The sequence below is a fragment of the Dongia sp. genome, from assembly GCF_041905885.1.
Classification (GTDB): domain Bacteria; phylum Pseudomonadota; class Alphaproteobacteria; order Dongiales; family Dongiaceae; genus Dongia.
This window is the reverse complement of the sequence record NZ_JAYRKD010000012.1, coordinates 39547-63992: the sequence shown is the minus strand read 5'-3', so window position 1 is coordinate 63992 and position 24446 is coordinate 39547. Positions and strand designations below refer to the sequence as shown.

The window sequence follows — 24446 nt, the reverse complement described above, 5'->3', positions numbered from 1 at the left end:
CAACATGAGCGATGAAACGACCTCGGGCAACAGCCGCTTGCACCGCGCTCCCGGCGCCCAGCGGATCGGACGGGTGCTGACCGCGCTGGGGCTGCGGCCGCGGACCGCGGTGATCCTGGTCCCCTATATCTGGCTGGGGCTGTTCTTCCTCATCCCCTTCCTGATCGTCCTGAAGATCAGCCTCGCCCGCAAGGCGCTCACCCAGCCCCCCTTCACGCCGCTCTTCGTCTGCGCCGACCCGAGCTCCACCTCGCTGGTAGGCTGCTTCTTCTCCGGCGAGCTCGACCTGCAGCCGTCGCTGTCCGCCTACGGTTTTCTGTTCAGCGACGCGCTCTACTTCAAGGCCTACTGGAACTCGGTGCAGACCGCGTTCTGGTCGACGATCTTCTGCCTGCTGATCGGTTATCCGATCGCCTACGGCATCGCCCGGTCGAGTGCCACCGTCCGCAATGCCTTGCTGATGCTGATCATCCTGCCGTTCTGGACCTCGTTCCTGATCCGGGTCTATGCCTGGATGGGCCTGCTGAAATCCAACGGCGTGATCAACAACCTGCTCGATGCGACCGGCGTCTTGAGCCTGCTCTCCTGGGCCGGCATCCATGACGGGCCGCTGAACATGATGAACACGCAGTTCGCGGTCTATATCGGCATCGTCTATTCCTACCTGCCGTTCATGATCCTGCCGCTCTACGCGAACCTGGAGAAGATGGACCTGACCCTGCTAGAGGCGGCGGCCGATCTCGGCTGCAAGCCGATGAAGGCCTTCTTCATGATCACGGTCCCGCTGTCCTTCCCGGGCATCGTCGCCGGCTCGATGCTGGTGTTCATCCCGGCGGTCGGCGAATACGTGATCCCGGAGCTGCTCGGCGGCTCGAACACCGTGATGATCGGCCGCGAGCTCTTCAACGTCTTCTTCCAGGGCTTGAACTGGCCAGCCGCCTCGGCGATCGCGATCATGGTGCTGGTCCTGCTGGTGGTGCCGATCACGCTCTACCAGTACTACCAGAACAAGGAATCGGAGGCCGGCAAATGACCAAACGGCTCTCCTGGTTCATCATCCTGGTGATGGCGCTCGGCTACATCTTCCTCTATGGGCCGATCGTCTCGCTGATCGTGTTCTCGTTCAACGAGTCGAAGCTGGTCACGGTCTGGAGCGGTTTCTCGACCAAGTGGTACGTCTCGCTCGCGCAGAACGACCCGATCATCAACGCCTTCGTCCTCAGTCTGAAGATCGCGCTGCTCAGTTCGACCATCGCGACCATCCTCGGCACCATCGCTGGCTACATCCTGGCGCGCTTCGGCCCGTTCGCCGGCCGCACCATCCTCTCCGGCATGGTGACCGCGCCGCTGGTCATGCCGGAAGTCATCACCGGCCTCTCGATGCTGCTGCTCTTCGTCTCGATGCGGGACCTGATCGGCTGGCCGCAGCGGAACGGCTTCGCCACCATCGCCATCGCGCATATCACCTTCACGATGTCCTACATCTCGGTGGTGATGCAGTCCCGCTTCGCCACCCTGGACATCTCGCTCGAGGAGGCGGCGCAGGACCTGGGCGCCAGGCCGCTCAAGGTCTTCTTCGTGATCACCCTGCCGATCGTGGCGCCGGCGATCGTCTCCGGCTTCCTGCTGGGCTTCACCATCTCGATCGACGACCTGGTCATCACCAGCTTCACCAGCGGCCCGGGCGCCAACACCCTGCCGATGGTGATCTTCTCGAAGGTGCGCTTGGGATTGAACCCGGAGATCAACGCTCTCGCCACCCTCATCATCGCGGTCGTGGCGACCGGCGTGATCGTCTCCACGATCTACATGGCCCAGGCCGAGAAGCGGCGGCAGCGCGATATGCAGATGGCGGTCCAGGCCAACGAGTAGCTATTCCTTGCCGAGGCGGAGGACCGTGCCGTTGCGGTCCTCCGTCACATAGAGCGCGCCGTCGGCGCCGGCCTTGAGATCGGTCGGCGCACCGTCGGGGTTCACCCAGTCGAAGACCAGCTCCTTGGGCTCGTCCTTCGGCTTGCCCTCGGCGTCGACCGGGAACCAGACGATGCGGTGCCCGGTGTCGCGATAGCCGTGATAGCCGACCGCGAGGCCGCCGTCCCAATAGGCCATGCCGAGCGGCGCCGCATGCGCCGGCAGCGACAGCAGCGGCGGATGAAAGCCGCTGCAGTCCTTGTCCTTGTATTCCGGGCTCGCGATATTGGCGCCGTAGCAATAGGGCCAGCCGTAGCGGCCGCCGGCGGTGAGTTCGTTGAGTTCGTCCGGCGGCAGGTCGTTGTCGTTCGGAAGCTCCGGCATCAGATCGTCGATGCTGTCGCGGGAATTCTCGCCCTGCAGCACGACGCCGCTCGCGGAAAACTCCACCAGCGCCATGGAATTGCGCAGGCCTTCGGCGAAGACGATCCAGCCCTTGGCCTTGCCGGTCGCCCAATCGAACTCATATTCGCGCACCAGCCCGTGGCCGGCCGGCGCCCGGGTCTCCGGGCAGATCTGGTCGGGCTTCGGCAGATCGCCGTTGGCGCGCTCGCAGTTGTTGCTGACCGAGCCGACATTGACCAGCAGCGTCTTGCGCTGGGTGAAGATAATGCTGACCAGCGGATGCCGGCCGTCGCCCGGTGGGCCCTTGACCGCGGCCTTGCCGCCGATGACGTCCTCGACGGTCTGCTCCGGGTTGCCGAGAGCGAAGCGCTTGATGCCGCCGACCACCCCGACATAGATCTTGCCGTCCGGCCCCTGCACCAGCCCATGCGGCTGCTTCAGGCCTTTGAGGATCTGCTGCTTCGCATAGCCGCCCTTGCCGTCCGGCGTCAGCAGCGTGACCCGGCCGTTCTTGGTGCCCCAGCCGATCATCTCGGCAACCAGCACCCGGCCGTCCTTGAGCGGCAGCACGCCGCGCGGAAACTTCAGGCCCGATGCAACCAGGCCGGCGCAGAGGCCGGGCGCGGTGTGGAAGCTGGTGACCTTCGGCAGGCCGCCACAGCTGCCGGAAACCGAATAAGGCCCCTGCTGCTGGCCAAGCACGGTAGCGGACGACAAGGCGAGCGCCACAGTGGTCGCAAGGACGAAGGTGAACCGCATGATCGGGCTTCGGGCGATGCGGCTACTTGCCGGCTTCCAGGGTGATGGAGGCGATGCCCGCGGCGACGTTCAGGCCGATGCCGCCGGTGACGCTGAGCGGCTGCAGGGCGATCTGCTTCGAGCTGCCGCCGAGCAGCACGTTGGCGCCGAGGCCGAGGCCGAGCTCCACCTCACCGCTGACGCCGCCGTAATGCCCCGCCAGCGATCCCTTGGAAACCTCGCCCGGCGCGAACACGCCCCAGATGATCCGGCTCTCGGTGGTGAAGCCGATATCGACGCCGTATTTATTGATCTCGCCGGTGTAGCGCTCGGTCTCGCCGTTCGCGTGCTTGAAGATGCAGTCGAGATCCTTGGAGGATCCGAAGATGAAGCCGACGCCGCCGGAGACATGGCAGGAAAGCGCGCCGACATTCACGCTGTTCTCCGCCTCGGCCGGAAGATTCCCGAACAGGCCGAGCAGGCCGATCCCGAGCATCGCCGCCGCAACACGCCCCTTCATCGCTGTCCTCTCTGCTCCGCATCGATCACTGAACGGCCAAGTCTAACATGGCCGCCGACCGCCAACCAATGCCGGGCGGGCCGGTTTTCCGCAGAATTCCGGGCTCCTTCAGCATCCGAATGTGTTGTTGTTGAAAGGTTTTCGATTCCCGAGCCGGCGTGGCGCGGCCTTGTGATCGCGGTCACAGAACTTTTGCCGGGCTGTGACTACCTTACTCATGCGAGGCGGGAACTACACCCAACCGTCCCCACGGACCCGCCTCGAGGTCACAGGCGCCCGACGTTCATCCCCGTCGGGCGCCTTCCTCTTTTGGGCCCCAGCGATCCTTCTCCCATCCATCTTTCCCTGAGCCAAACGGCGACGTCGCTGCTTGAGTCCGCACCGTCGCCTTGGGCACGTTAGGCCCGGCCATTGCCGGCCCGCCGGCCCCAAAGTTGTCTTTTGCCACGCGGCCCGGTGACCCTCGTCACAGCGATCCGATCGGAGTCGCGACCTGCAAACCCCGGTTCCAATTCAATAAATCGCCGATGGCGGAGAAATCCAAGCGGGACGAACCGGGAGGCCGCGACCCATGACCAATTGCGCAGAGGGTCGGTTGTCGATCCTCACCGAAACAAGGAGACCTGAACATGTTTACCAAGCAGATCACCCTGGCGGCCGTTGCCGCTGCCCTGTCGGCCACCGTGCTGGCGAGCAATGCGAATGCGATGGATTGTGCGTCGCTGACCGGCAACCAGCTGCTGGCCGCGATCGAGCGCGGGCAGTGCGAAGTCCTGGTCAGCGGCGACGTGAAGACCGTCGTCGAGAGCGACCGCTACATCCGCACCTCGCGTGGTTCGCCGGCCGGTACTTCCGGCAAGTCTGGTGGTGGCTACGGCTACTAAGGCCCCGGGATGCGCTCCGTCATCTGCCGTGCCGCTCTCTCATAGACGGCACGGCAGTACGGAGGCCCGGCTTTAAGACTTTCCCTCTCGCGGCTTTGCCGCCCGCCGATTCCTTTCGCTGCGCCACGAAACCCCGCAGCCCCGGTTCCCCGACCTGATCGCGACTCTCCGGCAACCTGCCGGGGCGCCTCTGCGCGGCGCCCACGTGATGATCATCACAGCGATCCATCCCCGCACCGCCTTCCTTGCGCTGGCCGCCATCGTCTCGGCCCAGATCGTCTCGGCCCAGATCGTCTGGCCTGAGCGACCCTTCCCCTTGCCCATCTCTCGCTTTCACCGGCGCCATCTTCATCACGCCGATCTCCGCGCCGCTCGCGCGCACGACATTCCACTGCCGCACGCCAGGTCGCCCGTGACTCTCATCACAATGATCTCCACGCCAGGCCTTTCTCGCCGCTTGCCTCGGTGCCGTTGTGACGACCCGCACGAACTCCGAACGCTCGACGTGATACCAACGATGCAGAGGCTCGGTTGTCGATCCTCAGCAACGAGGCTCGATGTCGATCCTCACGAAATTTGGAGATGGAACCATGAAGACGATCATTCTCGCGGCTTCGGCCGCTGTTCTGTCGGCCACCGTGCTGGCGAGCAATGCGAATGCGATGGATTGTGCGTCGCTGACCGGCAACCAGCTGCTGGCCGCGATCGAGCGCGGGCAGTGCGAAGTCCTCGCCGCCGGCAATGTGCAGACCATCGTCGAGACCGACCGCTACATCCGCACCTCGCGTGGTTCGCCGGCGGGCACCTCCGGCAAGTCCGGCGGCGGCTACGGCTACTAAGACACCAGAATGCGCTCCGTCATCTGCCGTGCCGCTCTCTCATAAACGGCACGGCAGTACGGAGGCAGCGAAGATCTCCCCTGCAGCGGCCGACGCCGCCGCTTCTTGTCAGAGCCGACCGCTTCAGCTCATCGCGCGCCGCCCCGGCGCCGCTTTCCTCAAAACCCAATCGATTGGACCGCAACGCACTTGGCGCGGCTTAACGCCGTTCGCAATGACGTTCGCGGGGACGCACGCCGGCGTGATCGCCGTCACCGCACCATGGCGCAGATTCACGCCGAGTCGCATCGGCAAGTATCGGACTGCATTCGACAATCCGAGGATGCCGACAAATTTCGGCGTAGTTGAACAAGTGCCGCCGGATGGGACACCAACCTTGCAGAGGATCGACGCCCGGTTCTCTTCAAGCAGAGGAGTTCATCCCCGTGATCAAGCACAGCGAGAAGATCCTGGCCGTCCTTGGTATCCTCGGCGTCATCGCCCTGGCCAGCAGTGCCAAGGCCGACACCCAGGACGAATGCGAACAGCTGTCGGGAAACATGTACCTGGCGGCGATCGAGCGCGGCGACTGCGATATCAACATCCAAACGGCGGCCGGCCCGCAGGAGGAACCCACCTCCGGCGAAGACGGCGACCAGAATCGCCATCGCGACGGCCGCAACGGCGGCAAGAGTGGCGGTCAGAGCAGCAACGGGCGCAGCGGCGGCAGCCCGAACCCGAACAAGCCCTGAGATTAATGGCTGAGGTTGATGGCTATGCGCACCCGTCTTCTGCCGTGCCGGTTTGCCATGAGCCGGCACGGCAGAAGGACGAGAACTAGGCGGCCTTGACGCCGCCGGCTTCCTTGCGACGGGCCACGAAATCCTTCAGGGCCTCGTCGATCGCCGGATCGAGCGCCGGCGCCGTGAAATCCGCCAGCGCCTGTTTCCAGATCTGGTTGGCCCGCTGCGCGGTATCCAGCGCGCCGGCCAGGCGCCAGTTCTCGAAATTCCGCCAGTCCGACAGCAGCGGCGAGTAGAACGCCTTCTCGTAGCGCGCCAGCGTATGCTGGGCGCCGAAGAAGTGGCCGCCGGGACCGACCTCCTTCATCGCCTCGAAGCCCAGCGTGTCCTCATCGACCACCAGCGGCTGGAGGAACTCGGCCATCGACTGGATGAGCTCGACATCGACCACCAGCTTCTCGAAGGACGCGACCAGCCCGCCTTCCATCCATCCGGCGCCATGCAGGATCAGGTTGGCATGGCCCATCACCGCGCCCCAGAGCGACATCTCGGATTCATAGGCCGCCTGGGCATCGACCGCATTCGCCGCGCAGGCATTGCTGGAGCGATAGGGCAGACCGTAGCGCCGCGCCAGCTGTCCGCCGACCATCGCCGCGCGGGTGTATTCCGGCGTGCCGAAGGCTGGCGCGCCGGTCTTCATGTCGACGTTCGAGGTGAAGCCGCCATAGACGCAGGGCACGCCCGGATTGACCATCTGGATGAAGGCGATGCCGGCGAGCGCTTCGGCATTCTGCTGCGCGAGCGCGCCGGCCACGGTCGCCGGCGCCATGGCGCCCGACAGCGTGAAGGGGGTCAGCACCACCGGCTGGCCATGCCGCGCCATCGCCATCAGGCCCTGCAGCATCGGGATGTCGAGCCGCAGCGGCGAATTGCTGTTCACGATCGAGAAGACGCTCGGCTCCTTGGCGAGCTGCGCCTTGTCGATGCCGCGGGCGATGCAAATCATCTCGATCGCATCCTCGATCCGCTCGCGGCCGAGCGAATAGGGATGCCAGATTTTGTCGGTCAGGGTGATCGCCGCGTAATGCGCGTCGAGATGCCGAGTCGAAGGCGGCAGGTCCGCGGGCTCCACCGGATAGCCGCCGGTGAACTGGATGACGTTGAAGGTCTGCACCAACTTCAGCAGGTCGCAATAGTCCGAGAAGTTGCCCGGCCGCCGGCCGCGGTCGAGATCGGACACATTCGGCGCCGAAGCCACCGAGCCGAAATTGATGTGGTTGGCGCCGAAGGTCAGGTTGTGCTCGGGATTGCGCGCGTGGAGCGTGAACTCACGCGGCGCCTTGGCGACATGGCTCAGCACCAGCTCGCGCGGCAGGCGGACGCGGGTGCCGTCGGCCTGCACCTCGGCGCCCTGTTGCTTCAGGATCGCGCGCGCCTCGTCATCCAGGAACTCGATGCCGAGTTCCTCCAGGATCCGCAGGGAGGCGTTGTGGATCGCCTCCAGCTGATCGGCGGTGACGGCCTGGATCGGGCTATAGGGATTGCGGTAGGTGCGCCACGGCAGCTGGTTCAGGCCGCGCGCGGTGCGGCGTTCACGCCGGGGACGTTGTTCTCTGGACATGGATTGCGCTAGGGCCTTGTTTCGGGCTGAAACTCGGGTGGGACCCTAGCAGACCGCCCCCGTCACCCATGCCCCAGAAAAGCTCATCCGGGCGATGCCGGTTCGGCATGCACCCGGATGGGATGGAAAGACGGCTCTGTTACTGTGCGTCGGCCAGGACGGTCGGCGCGCCTTCGGCCTTCTTCAGCTTCACCTTCACGCTGGTGGTGCGGCCGGCCTTGATCGACAGCTTTTCCACGCCCCAGAGATCGCCCTGGCGCGCGACCACGAGATAATTGCCCTCGCGGATCAGCAGCTGCGGCGAAGCATCGGCGCTGCTGGTGACGAGCTGATAGGAGCCGTCGGCCGCGGGCTTCGCGCGCACGATCTGCCAGGCGAGGCCCTTCTTGATCGTGGTGCCGCCGACATTGGCGGCGCTGAGCTTGGCGTTACCGGCGTAGAGGTTGATCGTGTAGGTGTAGGCCTGATTCGGCGCCAGCGGGATGACCAGATCCGACTGCGTGCCCTTATAGGCGGCGCGGACCACGTAGCTGCCGGCGGGCAGGTTGAACGTCGCGGACGGCGCGGTCTTCTCGGCGACGAGCTGGCCGTTCTCGGTGACGCCCTTCGAATAGGTGAAGACCTGCCAGGCGATCGGATCGTTGATCGCGCCGCGGCCGGAATTGGGGATCATGCCGATCGTGAGCTTGGTATTCGGCTTCACGATGACCTGGGCCGGCTTCGCGGCGGGCGCCGCCGGCTTTTGCACCAGCGGCTGCACCACGGCGGTGGCGGGCGCGCCGCTGCTCGCGGTCGCGACCGCGGTGCCGAGGTTGGTCGCCTTCACCGCCGCATTGGCGTTACTGACGACGATGTTGCGGGTCTCGGCAGCGGAACCGACCACCAGGCCCTGCTTGATGTTGATGGTGCCGCGGATCGCCTGGATCATGTAATGGCCGGGACTGAGTTCGGCCTTGAGCACCGGATCGTTGCCGACCGCCGCCGGCGTCGGCACTTCCTTGCCCTGGTTGTCGAGGCGCATCACGCGCCACTGCACCGCTTCGTTGAGAACGGCGCCGCCCGGCTGATCGACGGCGTTCAGTGTAACGGGGCTGGCAAATGCCGGCAAAGCCGCGAAGACGAGGGCGGACGCAAGCGCCAGCCGACCAAATCGGATGCCCACGCGAAGGACTCCCCTGAGAGGTGGATTACTGGCCGATTGATAACCCGATGAATCAGGCAAAGACAAGGCAAATTCTGGAATCGGCTCGACAAATCATCGTGTTAATGGACACTCTCCGAATCCTCGGGGTGTGAAACCCGAAGCCCCCGCCCGCGCAGAAAGGCCGCCATATGGAAGGCCATCGCCCGATCCGGGTAGGCCAGGTCCGCGCCCACCGGACAGGCCCGCCGGGCGAGGCAACCGATTGATCGGCAGGCCTTCCCAGCCGCGCTCGCCACATGCCGGGCGCAGTTATCCACAGCATAGGCTTGGGCGGAAACGGCCCCGGCCGGGCAGGTCGAGAGGCAGGGCTTGTTGACGCAGCTGTCGCAAGGATGGGCGCGGAAGGGCGCCGGCGGGAGCTCCAGCGCTTGATCGAAAACAAGCGCCGCCCGGTAGGCATGCCAGAGGCCGTATTCGGGATGGATCAGCACGCCCAGCGGCGACGGCTTGACGCCTTCGGCCCGCATCGCCCAGCGCTGGAACGGCAGCCAGGGCGGCCCGTCCGAGGGAAAGGCCGCGCGGGCGGCGAATTGCGCGGCGATCGGCAGCACGATCCGCCGCGTCCAGTCGTCCAGCGGGTTCGGGCCCGCGATCGCGCCGGCGGCGAAGAAGGCCTCGTAAAGCGGCGCACCGGCATTGCCGATCAGCAGCAGTGTCCGGCCGCGCTGCGCCGACGCCAAGTCGGGAAATTCGGCGAGCCCCTGCTCGTCGGCCTCGGTCAGCGCGAAGCCGCCACGGATCCGCATGCCGTGCGGCCGCAGCGCCGCCGATAGTTCAGCGATATTGCCCTTGTCGCTCATCGGCCGGGACTCTACGCTGCCACCCGAATACGACCAAGCGGAGAGGCAGAATGGACTCCGATACCATCGATTTCATCAACATGGCCGACGGCACGCGCGAGGAATACGAGCTGCTGGAGCGGCATTACCGCCCCTTCAGCGCCGCCCTGCCCGACCGGCTGATGACCCATCTCTCGCTGCTCTCCGGCGACCTCATGGGCTACAAGATCGACCGCTTCCAGCATTCGCTGCAAACCGCGACCCGCGCCCAACGCGACGGCGCCGACGAAGAGATGGTGATCGCCGCCCTGCTGCACGACATCGGCGACACGATCTCGCCGGAAAACCATTCCGAGCTCGGCGCCAGCGTGCTGCAGCCCTATGTCAGCGCCAGGACCCACTGGATCATCAAGCACCACGGCGTGTTCCAGGGCTATTACTACTTCCATCACCTGGGCGGCGATCGCAACGCGCGGGAACGCTTCCGCGGCCATGCCATGTTCGAGCCCTGCGCGGAATTCTGCGCACGCTGGGACCAGAATTCCTTCGATCCGGATTACGACACGATGCCGCTCGAGGCCTTCGAGCCGGCGCTGCGGCGGGTGTTCTCAAGAAAGCCGTTCGGCGATCACGTCGGCGAGCCCGTCTAGGGCTTACTCCACGCCCGCCAGCATCGGCGCTTCGGCCGCGCTGCGCTGCACCGGGCCGGCGCGCTCGCGGCGCGGCGTCTTGCCGAAGAAGTCGCGATAGCATTTAGAGAAGTGCGAGGCCGAGACGAAGCCGCAGGCGAGCGCGATGTCGATCACAGACATGTTGGTCTGCAGCAGCAGCAGCCGCGCGCGGTTGAGCCTCAGCTCGACATAGTAGCGCGCCGGCGATTTCTTCAGGTACTTGGCGAACAGCCGCTCCATCTGCCGGCTTGAGAGGCCGGCCGCATCGGCGAGATCGCCGCGCGAGAGCGGCTCCTCGAGATTGGCCTCCATCTGCTGAATCACCTGGATCAGCTTCGGATGCCGCACGCCCAGCCGCGCGGTCAGCGCCATGCGCTGGTGGTCATGGCGATCGCGGATCCGCTCATGGATAAACTGTTCCGAGACGGCCGCGGCCAACTCGTGGCCGTGCTGCTGGCCGATCATGTTCAGCATCATGTCGAGCGCCGCAGTGCCGCCGGAGCAGGTGAAGCGGTTGCGGTCGATCTCGAACAGCTCGGCGGTGGCTTCGACTTCCGGAAAGTTCTCGGTGAAGCTCGCGAGATTCTCCCAGTGGATGGTGCAGCGATAGCCGTTCAGCATATTGGCCTTGGCCAGGATATGGCTGCCGGTGCAGAGCGCGCCGATATCGGCACCCTGCCGTTCCGCGCGGCGCAGCACGGCGAAGACGTTGCGGTCTTCGTAGAGATGCCCGTCGATGCCGCTGCAGAGGATCACCGTGTGGTAGTTCAGCACCTGGTCGACCGCGCCTTCCGGCGTCAGCTGGATGCCGTTGCTGGCGGCCACCGGTTTTCCATCCGGCGTGAACAGGTGCCAGCGATAGAGCTCCTTGCCGCTGGCGCGGTTGGCGAGCCGCAACGGCTCCACCGCCGAGGTGAAGGCGATCATCGAGAAATTGGGCACCAGCAGGAACGCGATCTGCTGCGGCAGCTTGGCCGGAAGGTCCCCGAACATGATAGCGACACCGCCTTTGCACGACTTCGGATGCGACTAGCCCATTTGCGTCATTTTTCCCCGCGCATACATGACGGGAAACGACGCCAAAAGGATAGTGCGCGACGCTTATAGACCCCCCACCCCCACCCGCCAAGGACAATCGGGCGGCGGCTGAAGTAAATCGCTGGGACCAGGGCCGGCTGGGGATATTTTCTGCAATTATGATTAATATCAATCGATTAATGAAAACCGCCATGCCGGCTCGGGCAGCGATACGCCGGTGCCCTTGCGATAAAGCCATAAGATTATTGCGGTTTTGGTCTGACGCCCCTGGTTGCACCGGGCAAGACGACGCTCTCAGGCAAAATCGGACGCCGCCTGCCGGAAGTCTCGGACTGGCGGGCTGATCCGCGTCCTTTCAAGCACTTGGAGCGGTGAAGCGGATTGACGCTGCGGCGGGTTCGCGACATTAGATGCCGCGCGGTCATTTGAACGGCAGCCACCACCTTGGCAGTATCCGCGCCGACTCCATTGGCGCTCCCCGGGGACAAGCATGAAACAGGCCTATTCGATCTTCACCCTGGTGCGGAACGCGCTGAATTATCACCAGGACTGGCAGGAAGCCTGGCGCAGCCCGGAGCCGAAGCGCGAATACGACGTCCTCGTCATCGGCGGCGGCGGCCACGGCCTCGCCACCGCCTACTACCTCGCCAAGGAACACGGCATCACCAACGTGGCGGTGCTGGAGAAGGGCTGGCTCGGCGGCGGCAATACCGGGCGCAACACCACCATCGTCCGCTCCAATTACCTTTGGGATGAATCCGCGCATCTCTACGAACACTCGCTGAAACTGTTCGAAGGCTTGTCGCAAGACCTGAACTACAACGTCATGTTCTCGCAGCGCGGCTTGCTGAACCTCTGCCACACCGAGCATGACATGCAGGCGACGCGCCGACGCGTCTTCGCCATCCAGATGAACGGCATCGATTCCGAGATGCTGACCCGCGAGCAGGTCCAGGAGATGGTGCCGATCCTCGATTGCTCGGCGAAGGCGCGCTATCCGGTCTTGGGCGCCAGCCTGCAGCGCCGCGGCGGCGTGGCCCGCCATGACGCGGTGGCCTGGGGCCTCGCCCGCAAGGCCGACGAGCGCGGCGTCGACATCATCCAGAACTGCGAGGTCACCGGCTTCGACATCGTCAATGGCGTCGTCAAGGGCGTGCAGACCACGCGCGGCCCGATCGGCGCGAAGAAGATCGGCATCGTCACCGCCGGCCATTCCGGCGTGATGGCCGGCCTCGCCGGCTTCCGCCTGCCGGTCGAGAGCCATCCGCTGCAGGCCCTCGTCTCCGAGCCGATCAAGCCGATCCTCAACACGGTCGTCATGTCGCCCCAGGTCCATGTCTACGTCTCGCAGTCGGACAAGGGCGAGCTGGTCTTGGGCGCCGGCATCGACTCCTTCAACTCCTATGCCCAGGCCGGCAGCCCACCGATCATCGAGAACCAGCTCAACGCGCTGACCGATCTCTATCCCTGCTTCAGCCGTCTCAGGATGCTGCGGCAATGGGGCGGCATCGTCGATACATGCCCGGACGCGAGCCCGATTATCGGCAAGACGCCGGTCGAGAACCTGTTCATCAACTGCGGCTGGGGCACCGGCGGCTTCAAGGCGACGCCCGGCTCCGGCAATGTCTTCGCGCATACCATCGCGCGGGGTGAGCCGCATCCGCTCGCGGTGCCCTTCGCGCTGGAGCGCTTCACCACCGGCTATCTGATCGACGAGCACGGCGCCGCCGGCGTCGCGCATTGAAAGGTCGCACAAGATGTTTGTGATCAACTGCCCCTATTGCGGCCCCCGCGACGAGCACGAGTTCGGCTACGGCCACGAGGCGCATATCGCCCGCCCGACGCTCGAGCAGCAGGGCACGATGTCCGACGCCGAATGGGCCAACTACCTCTTCCTGCGCAGCAACCCGAAGGGCGTCCACTTCGAACGCTGGGTCCACAGCAAGGGCTGCCGCCGCTGGTTCAACGTGGCGCGCCACACCGTCACCCATGAAATCCTGAAGGTCTACAAGATGGGCGAGCCCAAGCCTGATCTCGGGACGGAGAACAACTCCCGATGAGCCAGACCAATCGCCTGAATGCCGGCGGCCGCATCGATCGCAGCCGCGTGGTCAACTTCACTTTCGACGGCAAGAGCTACAGCGGCTTCGCCGGGGACACGCTGGCTTCCGCGCTGCTCGCCAACGGCGTGCGCCTGGTCGGCCGCTCGTTCAAGTATCACCGGCCGCGCGGCATCGTCACCGCCGGCGCGGAAGAGCCGAATGCGCTGATCCAGCTTGGGCTCGGTGCACGGACCGAGCCTAACACCCGCGCCACCCAGATCGAGATCTATGACGGGCTGGTCAGCGAAAGCCAGAACCGCTGGCCGTCGCTCGGCTTCGACATCGGCGCGGTGAACAGCCTGATCCACCGCTTCATCCCGGCCGGTTTCTACTACAAGACCTTCATGTGGCCGGCGAAGGCCTGGCTGTTCTACGAGAAGTTCATCCGCAACGCCGCCGGCCTCGGCAAAGGCCCGACCGAGGTCGATCCCGACCGCTACGACAAGCTCTATGCGAGCTGCGATGTGCTGGTGATCGGCGCCGGCCCGGCCGGCCTGGCCGCGGCGCTCGCGGCGGGTCGCACCGGCGCCCGTGTCGTTCTCGCCGACGAGCAATCGGAAATGGGCGGCTCGCTGCTGAGCGAGAGCACCGCCACGGTCAACGGCCAGCCGGCTGCCGCCTTCGTCGCCGATGCCCTGCGCGAGCTCGGATCGCTGCACGAGGTGAAGCTGCTGCCGCGCACCACCGCCTTCGCCTATTACGACCACAATTCCATGAGCCTGGTCGAGCGGTTGACCGATCATCTCGGTCCCACCCCGGACAAGCCGCGTCAGCGTCTGTGGCGCATCCGGGCCAAGAAGATCATCCTCGCCACCGGCTCGATCGAGCGGCCCCTGGTCTATCTCGACAATGATCGACCCGGCTGCATGCTGGCCTCGGCGGTGCGCACTTACGTGAACCGCTATGGCGTGACACCGGGCCGCCGCGTTGTGCTGATGACCAACAACGACAGCGCCTATCGCGTCGCGCTCGATCTCGCCAATGCCGGCGTCACCGTCCCGGCGATCGTCGATCTGCGCGCCGAAGCGACCGGTCCGCTGGCCAAGGCCGTGCGCGACAAGGGCATCGAGATCCTGGTCGGCCATGCCGTCACCAAGGTGCACGGCGAGCAGGGCGTCAAGGAAGCCGAGGTAGCCCGCCTCGCCGATGACGGCAAGAGCATCACCGGTTCGACCCGCCGCATCTCCTGCGACTGCGTCGCCTCCTCCGGCGGCTGGCAGCCGACCGTGCATCTCCACTCGCAGACCCGCTCCAAGGTGAAGTGGGACGATGCGATCAACGCCTTCGTCCCCGGCGACATCATCCCCGGCCAGAACTTCGTCTCGATCGGCGGCGCCCATGGCGTCTTCGACCTCGCGGCCTGCCTGACCGAAGGCCATGTCGCCGGCACCGGCGCCGCGCTCGAAGCCGGCAACGGCGGCAATGGCGGTTCCGCGCCCTCGGCCGAGGCCGGTGTGGAAGAGCAGCCGCAACGCCCGCTCTGGATCGTGCCGTCCGAGAAACCGGTCGGCCAGGGCGGCAAGCATTTCATCGACTACCAGAACGACGTCACCGCCGGCGACGTCATGCTGGCCCACCGCGAGGGCTATCGCTCGGTCGAGCATCTGAAGCGCTATACGACCATGGGCATGGCGACCGACCAGGGCAAGACCAGCAACGTCAACGCGCTGGCGATCATGGCGGGATTGCGCAATGTCGATATCCCGTCGGTCGGCATCACCACCTATCGCCCGCCCTATACGCCGGTGACCTTCGGCGTGTTCTCGGGCCGCGACAAGGAGGAGTTCCTGGAGCCGGTGCGCAAGACGCCGATGCACCAATGGCATGTCGATCACAACGCCAAGTTCGAGCCGGTCGGCCAGTGGCACCGCGCCTGGTACTATCCGAAGCCGGGCGAGAGCATGCATGACGCGGTCAACCGCGAGGTGAAGGCCGCGCGTACCTCCGTCGGCATCGTCGATGCCTCGACCCTCGGCAAGATCGACGTGCAGGGTCCGGACGCCGCCTGGTTCCTGGACATGGCCTACACCAACGCCTGGTCCAAGCTCGGCGTCGGCAAATGCCGGTACGGATTCATGTGCGGCGAGGACGGCATGGTGTTCGACGACGGCGTCACCAGCCGCCTCGGCGAAAACCATTTCCACATGACCACCACCACCGGCGGCGCGCCGCGGGTGATGGCCTGGCTGGAGGAATGGCATCAATGCGAATGGCCGGATAAGAAGGTCTACTTCACCTCCGTGACCGAGCAATGGGCGGTCATGGCGATCGTCGGCCCGATGGCGCGCAAGCTGCTCGCCGATGTCTGCAGCGACATCCCGCTGGATGACGCCTCCTTCCCGCATCTCTCCTTCAAGGAAGGCACGGTCGCCGGCGTGCCGGCGCGGGTCTTCCGAATCACCTTCACCGGCGATCTTTCCTACGAGATCAACGTGCCGCCGTCCTATGGCCTGCATGTCTGGCGAGCCTTCATGCAGGCGGGCGAGAAATACGGCATCACGCCCTACGGCACCGAAGGCCTGCACGTGCTGCGCGCCGAGAAGGGCTTCGTGATCGTCGGCCAGGACACCGACGGCACCGTGACGCCGCAGGATCTCGGCATGGACTGGATCATCTCCAAGGGCAAGCCGGATTTCATCGGCCGCCGCTCCATGCTGCGCTCCGACACCAAGCGTCCCGACCGCAAGCACCTGGTCGGCCTGCTGACCGAGGACCCCAAGGTGGTCGTGCCCGACGGCGCGCAGATCGTCGAGCATCTCAAGGACAAGCCGCCGATGACCATGCTGGGGCACGTCACCTCGAGCTATTGGAGCCCTAACATGGACCGCTCGATCGCCATGGGCCTCGTCAAGAACGGCCGCAACCGTCTCGGTCAGACTCTCTATGCCTGCTGGGAGAACAACCGGGTGAAGATGACGGTGACCGAGCCCAAGTTCTTCGACCCCGAAGGAGCGCGCGTCAATGGTTGAAGCCTATCAGCGCCGCAGCGCCCTCGCCCATTTCGGCCTTAACGCCCTCGCCAGCCAGAAGGCGGACGGCGCCGGCATCATTCTCGGGGAAAGCGCGCACCGCGCCATCATCAACATCCGCGGCGATGCCACTGACGGCGCCTTCCCCGCGGCGGTGAAGAACGCCACCGGCTGCGATCTTCCTTTGGCCGCCAACACCGTGGCGAGCGCCGGTGATGTCCGCATCCTCTGGCTCGGCCCCAACGAATGGTGGGTGGTCGGCACCGATGCCCGGCGCCAGGGCCTGATCGACGGCCTGCGCCAGGCCTTTGCCGGCCGGCACACCAACGTGACCGACGTCTCGGAGAGCCGCACCGTCATCACCATGACCGGCCCCGCCGCGCGCGAAGTACTGGCCCGCGGCATCAGCAACGACCTGCACCCGCGCGCCTTCGGCCCCGGCCAGTGCCTGCAGACCAGCCTCAGCCGCACCAACGTGCTGCTGCACCAGCTGGACAATGCGCCGAGCTACGAGATCTACGTGCTGAAGAGCTTCGCCGACTACCTCTGGCGCTGGATCGGTCTGATCGCCCAAGACTTCGGGATGAGCGTCAGGGCGGACTAGACAGTCACTCACCCCACACCGCCGCCAGCAGTGCCGGCAGCACCGCGCCCGCTTTGCCGCGCAGGTTGAGCGCGATTTTATCCTGCGGCGTCGGCTCCGGGTTGACCTGCACCACCAGGGCGCCGGCCTCGCGCGCGACCAGGGGAATCCGCGCGGCAGGGTGGACGGTCGCCGAAGTGCCGATCGAGATCACCACCTCCGCCTTCACCGCGGCATCGACCGCGGCCTGCCACGGGGCCGGCGGCAGGCCTTCGCCGAACCACACGACATCCGGCCGGCACAGCCCGCCGCAATCCGGACAGGCGGGCGGCGTCTCGAGATCATGCGGGACCTCGGGCATCTCGATGCCGCAGCTTGCGCATTTGTTGCGGAACACGCTGCCATGGAGATGGATCGGCGCCGGGCTGCCGGCGAGCTCGTGCAGCCGATCGACATTCTGAGTGACCAGCACCGCCTCGGGCAGCCGCGCCTCGAAGGCGGCGATGGCGTGATGCGCCGGGTTCGGCGTTACGTCGGCATGGACGCGGCGACGCCATTGATACCAGCGCCACACCGTTTGCGGATCTCGGGCGAAGGCTTCCGGCGTCGCCAGGTCCTGCGGCTTGTAGTTCGCCCATAACCCGGTCTGCGCATCGCGGAAGGTGGGCAAGCCGGATTCCGCCGAGACACCGGCGCCGGTGAAGAACACGACACGCGATGCATGCCGCAGCTGTTCTATCAGGGCCGGCGCGAATTCCATCAAGCCTCACTGCACAAAGCGTTCCGCCTCGAATGGTTCGCCGTAGCCAAATCGCATTCGGCATCGCTATGCTAAAGGCGCGCATATTTCCGCGCCATGGGGGACGAATTATGACTGAATCGACCGAGCCACCCGCGAAGTCCGCGGGCGAGCGTTATCGCGTGCAGAGTCTGGGGCGCGCCCTCGACCTCATGGAACTGATCGCCGCCCGCGGCAAGGATGGCGCCCGCCTGACCGATCTCGCCCGCGCGCTCGACATGTCGAAGGCCGCGGTCTATGCGCTGCTGCAAACCCTGCTCACCCGCGGCTTTCTCTCCGACATGGGCGAAGGCGCCAGCCGGCGCTATCGTCTCGGCCTGTCGCTGGCCCGGCTCGGCGACATGGCGGTCGCGAATATCGGGCTCGCCGACGTGGCGATGCCGGAGCTGCGCAGGCTCACCGCCGATCTCGGCATGACCTCGCGGCTCGCGATCTTCGAGGATGATTGCGCCGTGGTGGTCGGCCGGGTCGACGCCCCGGGCACGATCCGCTTCGAGGCCGCGCTCGGCCGCCGCGAGTTGCCGCATTGCTCCGCCGTCGGCAAGGCGATGCTCTCCGCCATGCCGCGCGAAGAAGCGCAGCGGATCCTGGAGCGCGGGCCGCTGCCCCAGCGCACCTCGCGCACCATCACCGCCGTGCCGCGGCTGATGCAGGAACTGGCCATGAGTATCGAGCGCGGCTTTGCGGTCGATGACGAGGAGGACAATGACGGGGTCGCCTGCATCGGCTCCTGCGTCTTCGACCGCGACGGCGGGGTGGCGGGGGCCATCAGCGTGACCGGCCTGAAGCCGCGCGATTGGGGTATCCGGCTGCCCGACCTGGGCGCCCGTGTCCGGCACAGCGCCCGTTCGGTCTCCCGCCAGCTCGGTTTCTCCGGCAGCTAGCCGCAATTTACCGCAGGATTCGGGTCCAGCCCGCCCCCGTCCGGGGGCGGGCCGGCCGCGCACACCCCGATCTGGTGACCATCGTCACGCCGAAGAACAAAAGTGGTCGCAAATTAACCGTCTGAGAAGGATCTTGCCCAATACTACAATGGGTAGCAGACTTTGAAATCCGGGGAGATCCCACATCTTTGTGTGGGGCGCGGTGAGGACCAAGTTCCATGGAGACGACCGTTCTTCGCAACGACTTCGCTTTGCGCAAAGTTGCGAACCGATATCCGCTGCGCCGTCACATCACGGCCTTCTTCGCCGCGCTGCTGGTCATCGCGATGCTGGCGCTGGTCGTGTTTGGCGGCATCCAGATCTACTCGCTTCTCGGCCTGCCGGAGGATCAGCGCGAGCTCGGAGTCAATCGCACCATCTGGATGCTGGGGCTCGTCTCATCAAGTCTCGTGCTGATGTCGATATTCGCGGTCTGGGAACTGGCGCGCCGGCTGTCGAAGCCGCTGCGCTCGCTCGCCGACGAAGCGGGATCGATCCGCGATTTCGACTTCTCCAACGCCGCCGCCGTGCATACCGGCATCGAGGAAGTGGACGAGCTCTCGATCATCATGAACGAGATGAAGACCACAATCCGCCGCTTCCTGGAAATCGGCAGCAGCCTGACCGCGGAACGCGACCTGCACTCGCTGCTGAACCGGATCCTGCGCGAGATGGTCGATGTCAGCCGCACCATGGGCGGCGTGGTCTATCTGCTGGAAGAAGACGGCAAGGCGATGCGCTTCGAGATCGGCCGGCATTCCGGGGACAAGACCTTCGAGGCTCTCGACGAGGAATACGCCATGCGCGTCCCGCTCGAGATCCGCAACAGCATCATCTCGGACGCCGCTCTGCGCCGCAAGATCGAGACCCGGCAGGTCCGGCTCGATGAGATCAAGTCGGTCGATCGTGCGGTCGCCAGCAAGCTGGGCGTGAAGTCGGAATTCGTCGATCTGATCGCGGTCCCCCTGCTCAGCCCGCGCGGCGAGACCCTCGGCGTCGTGATGCTCGTTTCCGAGACGGCAACCGCCAAGACCGATACCGAGAATGTTTCCGGCCACCTGCTCGCCTTACTGAAGGCGATCGCCGGCAGCGCCGCCATCGCGCTGGAGAACCAGCAGCTGATGATGGCGCAGAAGAACCTGATGGACTCCCTGATCAAGCTGGTGGCGAGCGCGATCGACCGCAAGTCGCCGCATACCGGGGGCCACTGCACCCGCGTGCCGGCGCTGGCCAAGATGCTGGCCGAGGCGGCAGTGAAGCAGAACTACGGTCCCTTCGCCAATTTCCGCCTGACCGACCAGGAATGGGAAGCGCTGGAGCTGGCCTCCTGGTTGCACGATTGCGGCAAGGTGACCACGCCGGAATACGTGGTCGACAAGGCGACCAAGCTGGAGACGCTCTACAACCGCATCCACGAAATCCGTACCCGCTTCGAGGTGGTGAAGCGCGAGAACGAGATCAAGCTGCTGCGCGAGTTCCTCAAAGGCGGCGCCAGCCTGCGCGACATCGAGAAGCGGATCGTCGATTTCAACGCCGAGATCGACCAGGAATACGCCTTGGTCGCCGAGGCCAATATCGGCGGCGAAGGCATGGCGCCGGACGTGATCGAGAAGATCAAGGGCATCGCCGCCAGCCGCACCTGGACCCGCACCCTCGACGACCGCATCGGCATCTCGCACGAGGAAATGACCCGCCTCAAGGCCGCGCCGCCGCAGACCCTGCCGGTGGTGGAATCCGTGCTGGCCGACAAGCCGGAGCATATCGTGATCCGCGAGGAGCGCGACCAGATGCCGGAGGACAACGCCTGGGGCTTCAAGCTCCGCGTGCCGGCCCACAAGTTCAATCTCGGCGAGCTGCACAACCTCGGCATCCAGCGCGGCACCTTGACCGACGAAGAGCGCTACATCATCAACGATCACATCGTGCAGACGATCATCATGCTGGAGAGCCTGCCCTTCCCGCGGCACCTCCGCAACGTGCCCGAGATCGCTGGCGGCCACCACGAGCGCATGGACGGCAACGGCTACCCGCGCCGCCTGATGGGCAAGGACATGTCGGTGCTGGCCCGCATCATGGCGATCGCCGACGTGTTCGAAGCGCTCACCGCCGGCGACCGCCCGTACAAGAAGGCCAAGCCGCTGAGCGAGGCGATCAAGATCATGGGCGCCTTCAAGCGCAACGGGCACCTCGATCCGGACCTGCTGGATCTCTTCCTCGAATCCAACGTCTGGATGGATTACTCCTACCGCTTCCTCAATCCGGAGCAGATGGACGAACCGGACATTCGCACCGCCCTCTCGATCCGCCCCGCCAGCGAGCCGGTCGGCCCCCGCGCCGGCAACATGGCGCATATGGATACGCCGCGAAGGATCGCTTAGGCGCTGTCGCATAGCGCGCCGAGGTCTTTCCACACCGCGCCAGCTGCACCGTCAACCCCCACCCCAACCTGCCCCCATCTTGGGGGCGGGAGACGGGCAGATCCGTCACTTGCAGCAGCTACCTCATGGATTCCCCTCCCCAAGATGGGGGAGGGCCAGGGAGGGGTTGACGGTCCAGAGTTGAACGCGCTGGAAGACAACGCGCCATCTCTGCAACAATAAGAAAAACGCAGACTCCAGGAGGCTCCCATGGCCGTCGAACCCACTTCCGGCGGACCCGCCGGCAAGCTCGTCATCCGCAACATCGGCCTGCTCCTGACCGGCGACATCGAGAAGCCGATCGCCGAGGGCTGTGACACCCTCATTGCCCTCGACGGCAAGATCGTCGGCTTCGGGCGCGAGAAGGACCTCGACACCGCCGAGGCCAAGGTCGTGGTCGATGCCGGCGGCACCGCGCTGGCTCCCGGGCTGATCGACTCCCATGTGCATCCGGTCGCCGGCGAATGGACGCCGCGCCAGAACCAGCTGGGCTGGATCGAGAGCTGCCTGCATGGCGGCGTCACCACCATGATCTCGGCGGGCGAGGTCCATATGCCCGGCCGCCCGAAGGACATCGCCGGCCTCAAGGCGTTTGCGATCTCCAGCCAGCGCATCTTCGCGAATGCCCGCCCCGCCGGCGTGAAGGTGCATGGCGGCGCGCCGGTGATCGAGCAAGGCATGGTCGAGGACGACTTCAAGGAAATGGCCGCGGCCGGCGTTACCCTGCTCGGCGAAGTGGGCCTGGGCGGCGTGAAGACCGGCGACGAAGCCAAGAAGATGGTCGCCTGGGCCCGCAAATACGGCATCCAGAGCACCATCCATACCGGCGGCCCCTCGATCCCGGGCTCCGGTCTCATCGACAAGGACGTGATCCTGGAAGCCGATCCCGACGTGATCGGCCATATCAACGGCGGCCACACCGCCCTCCCCGACTCCCAGATCCGCTGCCTCTGCGAGCAATGCAAGCGCGGGCTCGAGATCGTGCACAACGGCAATGAGCGCGCGGCACTCTACACCCTGCGCACCGCACGGGAGATCGGCGATCTCCACCGGGTCATCCTCGGCACCGACGCACCGGCGGGCTCCGGCGTCCAGCCGCTCGGCATCCTGCGCATGGTCTCGATGCTCTCCTCGATCGGCGAAGTGCCGGCGGAGATCGCGCTCTGCTTCGCCACCGGCAACACCGCGCGGATGCGCAAGCTCGATGTCGGCCTGATCGAAAAGGGCCGGGCCGCCGACTTCGTCTTCCTGGACAAGGCGCAGCATTCGGCCGGCAAGGATCTGCTGGAAAGCATCCGCCTCGGCGATCTCCCGGGTGTCGGCATGACCATCATCGACGGCATCGTCCGCACCCAAAGGAGCCGCAACACGCCGCCGGCGACCAAGGTGCCGGCGATCGCGAAGACCTGACACGCGCCGTGCGCCGGCGGTCCATCGCCTCGGTCGCTCTCGCCTGCGCGCTGGCCTGGAACGCGATCGCCGCGGCGGATTCCGCTGTGGACAGCCTCAAGACCGAAGAGTCCGAATGGATGGAAATCCGCGACAGCCGGGATCCGGCCGTGTTCGAGGCCTATCTCGCGAAAATCCCTTCCGGCGTCTTCGTCGAGCTGGCGGCCCACCGTCTGGTCGCGTTGAAACCCGAGGCCGCGCCGGTGCTGCGGGGCCGGATCGTTCCGCTGTCGAGGACCGCCGTGGACGCGAAGCTCTACAAGGAGCTGGATTCCACCTTCTTCGACACGATCTGGGACAGCAAGAACCCCGACGACTTCTTCGCCTATCTGCGGAAATTCCCCGACGGCGCGTTCAAGGCGCTGGCCGAGCAGCGGCTGGGATCGCTGGTGCAATAGCCGCGGCGCGTGCTGGAATTCGGTGTCACGCGATCTCGCACCGGACAAGCGACGCCGATCGTGATAGGATCCGCTCCTCTCATCCGACCTTCCGCTGAAGCGCGTTGCGCGGTAGCGGAAGCCTTGTTTGAATCGTGAATCCTGAGGCTGAGGCTACGTCGAACGCCCGCGACGGCACGGGGTCGATGCAACCCGGACCTGACCCGGACGGAATCGCGTGACACAGACGTGACGCGGACAGATCGCAACGCAGACCGGACGCAGACAGATTTGCAGGCGGACGCAACACAGACGGACCTGCAACCCGGACCTGACCCGGACAGAATTGAAGATCGCCTCGACCACTCTGCGCCGTTTTTCGCTTTGCGACAAGGGTTTAGCGAACCGAGCGGGATTTCGCCGTCCGTGTTCGGACGGGCCGCTCCGGGTCGGCTCAGCGCAGCTTCTTCAGCAGCGCCATGAACTGCGCCCGCTCCTCGGCGCTGAGCGGCTCCAGCGTCTCCGCCGAGATCTCCAGCCCCGCCGGGATCGCCCGCGCCACCGCGTCGAGCCCCGCCGGCGTCAGCGCCAGCATGCGCCGGCGCCCGTCCTCGGGATCGACCTTGGCCTCGACGAAGCCGCGCTGAATGAGGCGGTCGGTAACGCCCTTGATCGTCGCGGCATCCATAGCGGTCAGCCGCCCGAGCTGGTTCTGCGAGCAGGGCCCCACTTCCTGAAGCCGCACCAAGGTCGCGAACTGCGTCGTGGTGAGCTGCTCGGGTATCCGCGCCGCGAAGATCGCGGCATGCCGCTGCGAGGCCTGGCGCAGGATGTAACCGACCTGCTCCTCCAGCCGGTACCCCTCGTCCGGCGTCACCCGCGCAATCGGCTTGGCGGCGTTAGGCTTCACCGGAGGCCGTCCTCGCCCTTGATCTCGGAGACCTTCAAGCCGCCGACCCGGGGCAAAGGCCGTCCGGAATCCGTGACCGCCACCGCGACCACGATCTCGTCGGCCGCCGGCGCATCGACCACGCGCACCTCCATCCCATCGAAATGGCTGCGCACGAAAGCAGCATCCTTATGGCCAAGCGGAATGTCGAGCGCCACGCCCGGCCCGCCCCGCTTCTTCGAGGACGGAATGAGGGCCGCACCCTTGCCCAGCACCTTGCGGAAGGGAGCCCCGAGCTTCGGATGCAGGATCGCCGCCGCATGCTCCAGCTCGCCGTTGGCGCCGACCGCGGCGGCCTTGCCGTAGCTCTCGATCTTCCCACCCTCGATGCCGAGCGCCTTCACCGCGCGCTCAGCCAGCAGCCCGCCCAGCTCCTCGCCGACATTGATGAGGTCGGTCAGGTCTTCCTGGTAGCGGCCAGCGAAGGGATTGGCGATGACGGCGATCGCCGCGGCGCGGCGGGTCGGCGGGCTGACGTCCCGCCCCGCCTCGCTCAGCGTCTCTTCGACCACGGTCACGATCTTGCGGATCTTCGCTTTCATGTTT

Annotated in this window: 23 protein-coding genes; 14 read left to right on the top strand and 9 right to left on the bottom strand. The window is 65.7% G+C overall.

The features are described from left to right. Positions 1-4 precede the first annotated feature (4 nt). Positions 5-1033: an ABC transporter permease subunit gene (locus ACH2CY_RS14025; protein ID WP_395019889.1), complete on the top strand. Its 1029-nt coding sequence runs from the start codon at positions 5-7 to the stop codon at positions 1031-1033. After that, positions 1030-1872 carry an ABC transporter permease subunit gene (locus ACH2CY_RS14020; RefSeq protein ID WP_395019888.1) on the top strand — a complete coding sequence of 281 codons (843 nt, stop codon included), beginning with the start codon at positions 1030-1032 and terminating at the stop codon, positions 1870-1872. Before ACH2CY_RS14025 ends, ACH2CY_RS14020 begins: the two co-directional genes overlap by 4 nt. Here the strand turns inward: ACH2CY_RS14020 and ACH2CY_RS14015 are convergent, their stop codons facing one another. Next, positions 1873-3075: a PQQ-dependent sugar dehydrogenase gene (locus tag ACH2CY_RS14015; RefSeq protein WP_395019887.1), complete on the bottom strand. Its 1203-nt coding sequence runs from the start codon at positions 3073-3075 to the stop codon at positions 1873-1875. A gap of 22 nt (positions 3076-3097) precedes the next feature. Beyond that, positions 3098-3574: a DUF992 domain-containing protein gene (locus ACH2CY_RS14010; protein ID WP_395019886.1), complete on the bottom strand. Its 477-nt coding sequence runs from the start codon at positions 3572-3574 to the stop codon at positions 3098-3100. A 629-nt stretch (positions 3575-4203) separates the two neighbouring features. Between ACH2CY_RS14010 and ACH2CY_RS14005 the strand changes: the two genes are divergently transcribed. The 3 genes from ACH2CY_RS14005 (at position 4204) to ACH2CY_RS13995 (ending at position 6028) form a co-directional block, all read left to right on the top strand. Continuing rightward, the gene (locus ACH2CY_RS14005; protein WP_395019885.1) at positions 4204-4458 is read left to right on the top strand and encodes a hypothetical protein; all 255 of its coding nucleotides are present in this window, start codon (positions 4204-4206) and stop codon (positions 4456-4458) included. Positions 4459-5048: 590 nt separating this feature from the next. After that, positions 5049-5297 (top strand): hypothetical protein, encoded by a 249-nt coding sequence (locus ACH2CY_RS14000; protein ID WP_395019884.1) that lies wholly within the window; start codon positions 5049-5051, stop codon positions 5295-5297. 425 nt (positions 5298-5722) lie between these two features. Continuing rightward, positions 5723-6028, top strand: coding sequence for a hypothetical protein (locus ACH2CY_RS13995; protein WP_395019882.1), 306 nt, complete (start codon positions 5723-5725; stop codon positions 6026-6028). Between the two features lie 85 nt (positions 6029-6113). Here ACH2CY_RS13995 and ACH2CY_RS13990 read toward each other — a convergent pair whose 3' ends face one another. The 3 genes from ACH2CY_RS13990 to ACH2CY_RS13980 all read right to left on the bottom strand — a co-directional run bounded on the left by ACH2CY_RS13990 (position 6114) and on the right by ACH2CY_RS13980 (position 9644). Next, positions 6114-7640 carry a trimethylamine methyltransferase family protein gene (locus ACH2CY_RS13990; RefSeq protein ID WP_395019881.1) on the bottom strand — a complete coding sequence of 509 codons (1527 nt, stop codon included), beginning with the start codon at positions 7638-7640 and terminating at the stop codon, positions 6114-6116. Positions 7641-7779: 139 nt separating this feature from the next. Further along, positions 7780-8802, bottom strand: a complete 1023-nt coding sequence (locus ACH2CY_RS13985; protein WP_395019880.1) for a hypothetical protein — start codon at positions 8800-8802, stop codon at positions 7780-7782. A 101-nt stretch (positions 8803-8903) separates the two neighbouring features. Beyond that, the gene (locus tag ACH2CY_RS13980) at positions 8904-9644 is read right to left on the bottom strand and encodes a ferredoxin (RefSeq protein ID WP_395019879.1); all 741 of its coding nucleotides are present in this window, start codon (positions 9642-9644) and stop codon (positions 8904-8906) included. A 50-nt stretch (positions 9645-9694) separates the two neighbouring features. Between ACH2CY_RS13980 and ACH2CY_RS13975 the strand changes: the two genes are divergently transcribed. Further along, on the top strand, positions 9695-10273 hold the full coding sequence (locus ACH2CY_RS13975; RefSeq protein ID WP_395019878.1) for an HD domain-containing protein: 579 nt from the start codon (positions 9695-9697) through the stop codon (positions 10271-10273). Positions 10274-10276: 3 nt separating this feature from the next. Here the strand turns inward: ACH2CY_RS13975 and ACH2CY_RS13970 are convergent, their stop codons facing one another. After that, positions 10277-11287, bottom strand: a complete 1011-nt coding sequence (locus ACH2CY_RS13970) for a GlxA family transcriptional regulator (RefSeq protein ID WP_395019877.1) — start codon at positions 11285-11287, stop codon at positions 10277-10279. A 535-nt stretch (positions 11288-11822) separates the two neighbouring features. On the opposite strand from ACH2CY_RS13970, the gene ACH2CY_RS13965 reads away from it, so the two are divergent. Genes ACH2CY_RS13965 through ACH2CY_RS13950 form a run of 4 tightly spaced genes read left to right on the top strand, consistent with a single transcriptional unit; the run spans position 11823 to position 17007 of the window. Beyond that, positions 11823-13076 carry a sarcosine oxidase subunit beta family protein gene (locus ACH2CY_RS13965; RefSeq protein ID WP_395019876.1) on the top strand — a complete coding sequence of 418 codons (1254 nt, stop codon included), beginning with the start codon at positions 11823-11825 and terminating at the stop codon, positions 13074-13076. A 13-nt stretch (positions 13077-13089) separates the two neighbouring features. Next, a complete protein-coding gene (locus ACH2CY_RS13960; RefSeq protein ID WP_395019875.1) occupies positions 13090-13392 on the top strand; it encodes a sarcosine oxidase subunit delta in 303 nt (100 codons plus the stop codon). Next, positions 13389-16403, top strand: coding sequence for a sarcosine oxidase subunit alpha (locus ACH2CY_RS13955; RefSeq protein ID WP_395019874.1), 3015 nt, complete (start codon positions 13389-13391; stop codon positions 16401-16403). Before ACH2CY_RS13960 ends, ACH2CY_RS13955 begins: the two co-directional genes overlap by 4 nt. Further along, a complete protein-coding gene (locus tag ACH2CY_RS13950; protein WP_395019873.1) occupies positions 16396-17007 on the top strand; it encodes a sarcosine oxidase subunit gamma in 612 nt (203 codons plus the stop codon). Before ACH2CY_RS13955 ends, ACH2CY_RS13950 begins: the two co-directional genes overlap by 8 nt. A 4-nt stretch (positions 17008-17011) precedes the next feature. Here the strand turns inward: ACH2CY_RS13950 and ACH2CY_RS13945 are convergent, their stop codons facing one another. Then, complete coding sequence (locus ACH2CY_RS13945; RefSeq protein WP_395019872.1) at positions 17012-17746, bottom strand: NAD-dependent deacetylase; 735 nt, start codon at positions 17744-17746, stop codon at positions 17012-17014. 110 nt (positions 17747-17856) lie between these two features. On the opposite strand from ACH2CY_RS13945, the gene ACH2CY_RS13940 reads away from it, so the two are divergent. The 4 genes from ACH2CY_RS13940 to ACH2CY_RS13925 all read left to right on the top strand — a co-directional run bounded on the left by ACH2CY_RS13940 (position 17857) and on the right by ACH2CY_RS13925 (position 22972). Beyond that, on the top strand, positions 17857-18669 hold the full coding sequence (locus tag ACH2CY_RS13940) for an IclR family transcriptional regulator (protein ID WP_395019871.1): 813 nt from the start codon (positions 17857-17859) through the stop codon (positions 18667-18669). A gap of 218 nt (positions 18670-18887) precedes the next feature. Further along, positions 18888-21086 carry an HD domain-containing phosphohydrolase gene (locus ACH2CY_RS13935; RefSeq protein WP_395019870.1) on the top strand — a complete coding sequence of 733 codons (2199 nt, stop codon included), beginning with the start codon at positions 18888-18890 and terminating at the stop codon, positions 21084-21086. A 249-nt stretch (positions 21087-21335) separates the two neighbouring features. Next, entirely contained in the window at positions 21336-22535 is a 1200-nt protein-coding gene (locus ACH2CY_RS13930) for an amidohydrolase family protein (RefSeq protein WP_395019869.1), read from the top strand. Positions 22536-22543: 8 nt separating this feature from the next. Next, the gene (locus tag ACH2CY_RS13925) at positions 22544-22972 is read left to right on the top strand and encodes a hypothetical protein (RefSeq protein ID WP_395019868.1); all 429 of its coding nucleotides are present in this window, start codon (positions 22544-22546) and stop codon (positions 22970-22972) included. Between the two features lie 433 nt (positions 22973-23405). Here the strand turns inward: ACH2CY_RS13925 and ACH2CY_RS13920 are convergent, their stop codons facing one another. After that, a complete protein-coding gene (locus tag ACH2CY_RS13920; protein ID WP_395019867.1) occupies positions 23406-23861 on the bottom strand; it encodes a MarR family winged helix-turn-helix transcriptional regulator in 456 nt (151 codons plus the stop codon). Next, a complete protein-coding gene (locus ACH2CY_RS13915; RefSeq protein ID WP_395019866.1) occupies positions 23858-24442 on the bottom strand; it encodes an amino acid synthesis family protein in 585 nt (194 codons plus the stop codon). The genes ACH2CY_RS13920 and ACH2CY_RS13915 overlap by 4 nt, the downstream gene beginning before the upstream one ends. Positions 24443-24446 lie beyond the last annotated feature (4 nt).